The organism is Shewanella sp. SG41-4 (genome assembly GCF_014164505.1).
In the GTDB taxonomy this organism is placed as follows: domain Bacteria; phylum Pseudomonadota; class Gammaproteobacteria; order Enterobacterales; family Shewanellaceae; genus Shewanella.
Map to the genome: position 1 here is coordinate 1 of NZ_JACJFI010000507.1, position 1,883 is coordinate 1,883.

Annotated in this window: 3 protein-coding genes; all 3 read left to right on the plus strand. The window is 40.8% G+C overall.

Annotation, left to right across the window (positions count from 1 at the left end):
- Positions 1 to 138 precede the first annotated feature (138 nt).
- Complete coding sequence (locus tag H5202_RS21645; protein WP_182773863.1) at positions 139 to 285, plus strand: hypothetical protein; 147 nt, start codon at positions 139 to 141, stop codon at positions 283 to 285.
- Positions 286 to 1,004: 719 nt separating this feature from the next.
- Positions 1,005 to 1,274 carry a type II toxin-antitoxin system TacA family antitoxin gene (locus tag H5202_RS21655; RefSeq protein ID WP_123776315.1) on the plus strand — a complete coding sequence of 90 codons (270 nt, stop codon included), beginning with the start codon at positions 1,005 to 1,007 and terminating at the stop codon, positions 1,272 to 1,274.
- Complete coding sequence (locus tag H5202_RS21660; protein ID WP_137224162.1) at positions 1,271 to 1,804, plus strand: GNAT family N-acetyltransferase; 534 nt, start codon at positions 1,271 to 1,273, stop codon at positions 1,802 to 1,804. The genes H5202_RS21655 and H5202_RS21660 overlap by 4 nt, the downstream gene beginning before the upstream one ends.
- The last annotated feature ends 79 nt before the right edge of the window (positions 1,805 to 1,883 follow it).

Consider the following 1,883-nt stretch of genomic DNA (forward strand, 5'->3'; position numbering starts at 1 on the left):
ACGTGATTCGCCGATACATTGAGCAGCAACAAACGCCGAACTAAAGTCAAAACCGTGCCAGCTACGCTGCCAGTGCCTTACATCCCCGACCTGAAGGACGGGGTTTTACGGCGCGTCTGATAAAAAATGGAAATGACGATGACTAGCTTAGATGCGCTTAAACAGAAAATATTATTAAATCCAGAAGCTAAAGCTGAGTATGAGGCTTTGTTGAAAGCGGAGCAGGAGAAGCTAAAAGTAAATGGCTCTACGCTCATGGATAAGTCTATAGGTGCTCAAGGTTAGCCGTAGCAAAAAATTCAGCGATTTCACGTTGGATGAGTTATCACACTTAGCAGCTAAGTCCATGCTGCCAGAAAATTGGTGTTAGATACCACCAAGCAAACCGTAGCAGACTTCCATGAGGTATGGGCGAAAGAAAAAGCGCATTTACCACTTATCAAGTCGATGATTGAAGCAATCGAGACACACTTACGAAGCATACCGCTACGCTAGAATGAGAACCGGCGCGTTCAAAACACCAAACTGCCCACCACTTACCTATGGCTTTTACCAAATCTTAGTGGAGCTTCTTGGTTTTCTATTAATGGATACAATAGTGGCCATTTTTTCGCTTGTTCTATGCGATAGGTTATGAGTCAGCAGAAAACTCACCTAACCTCAAATGAACATCATAGTATCCACGACTGATAAGCCTAAGTTGTGCGTTTATATAATAGTTTGATATTTTTTGCGTTTTTTATAAAGAAGCCAGTTAAGAACTAACATATTTATGCCCCTTTATTCGCTAAAGTGTAGTAAATACTCATTCACATGTTGTTAATGTGCATTTGCCATACTAAGAGTTATCTGAACTCAGCTCCCGACGAATTAATGCATCTCAGTGTCGTATCGAGATTATTACGCTTTTTATAATCCGTAATCTTTCCGTACAAGTTGAATGTGTTCAATGTTTGAACTATAATCTCTTTCGTTACGGAATACGTCCGTACACTGGAGGCGTTATGGCAACAGCACGTTTAGATATCCGTCTTGATGAAGAGATAAAAGCGAAAGCAGAAAAGGCATCAGCATTGCTTGGTCTGAAAAGTTTAACTGAATATGTAGTTAGGCTTATGGACGAAGATGCAACAAACGTAATTGAGAAGCACGAAGGTATCGTGGTTCAAGATAGTGTCTTTGACGCATTTATGGCTGCTTGTAACAAAGCAAAATCGCCAAATCAAGCTTTGTTGAATGCTGCAAAATTCACAGATGAGAGCGGTATCAAGTGAGTTGGGGTAAAGAGTTCGTAGAACTTAGTAAATCATATCACGACCGCAATTCATTCGACTGTGGTGAGCAAGAGCTAAATACATTTATCAAAACTCAAGCAGCAAAGCATATGGAAGCAGGTATTAGTCGAACAATGATTCTCCCTAGTGCTCAGCCATTGCTTAATCAGAAGTTTGCAATATGTGCATTTTACAGTGTTGCGCCTAGCTCAATCAATCGAGAAACCTTACCAGAGCAACTAGCAAAGAAACTTCCTCGATACCCAATTCCAGTGTTTCTTTTAGCTCAGTTAGCTGTGCATAAGGAATTTCACGGCTCTGGGCTAGGAAAAGTCAGTTTAATCCGTGCTCTGAAGTACCTTTGGGAAGTTAACCACCATATGAGGGCTTATGCTATTGTCGTGGACTGTCTCACTGATCCAGCACAGGCATTCTATACAAAATTTGGCTTTGAAGTATTGTGTGAACATAATGGACGCATTCGCATGTTTCTACCAATGAAAACGATAGAAAGACTTTTTAACCAATGAGTTAATAATTAGGCAGTGCTTGATCATGAACTCGTTGTAGATCAAGGCTGTATGACAGTAAGCTAGCGCGTCCATGTTC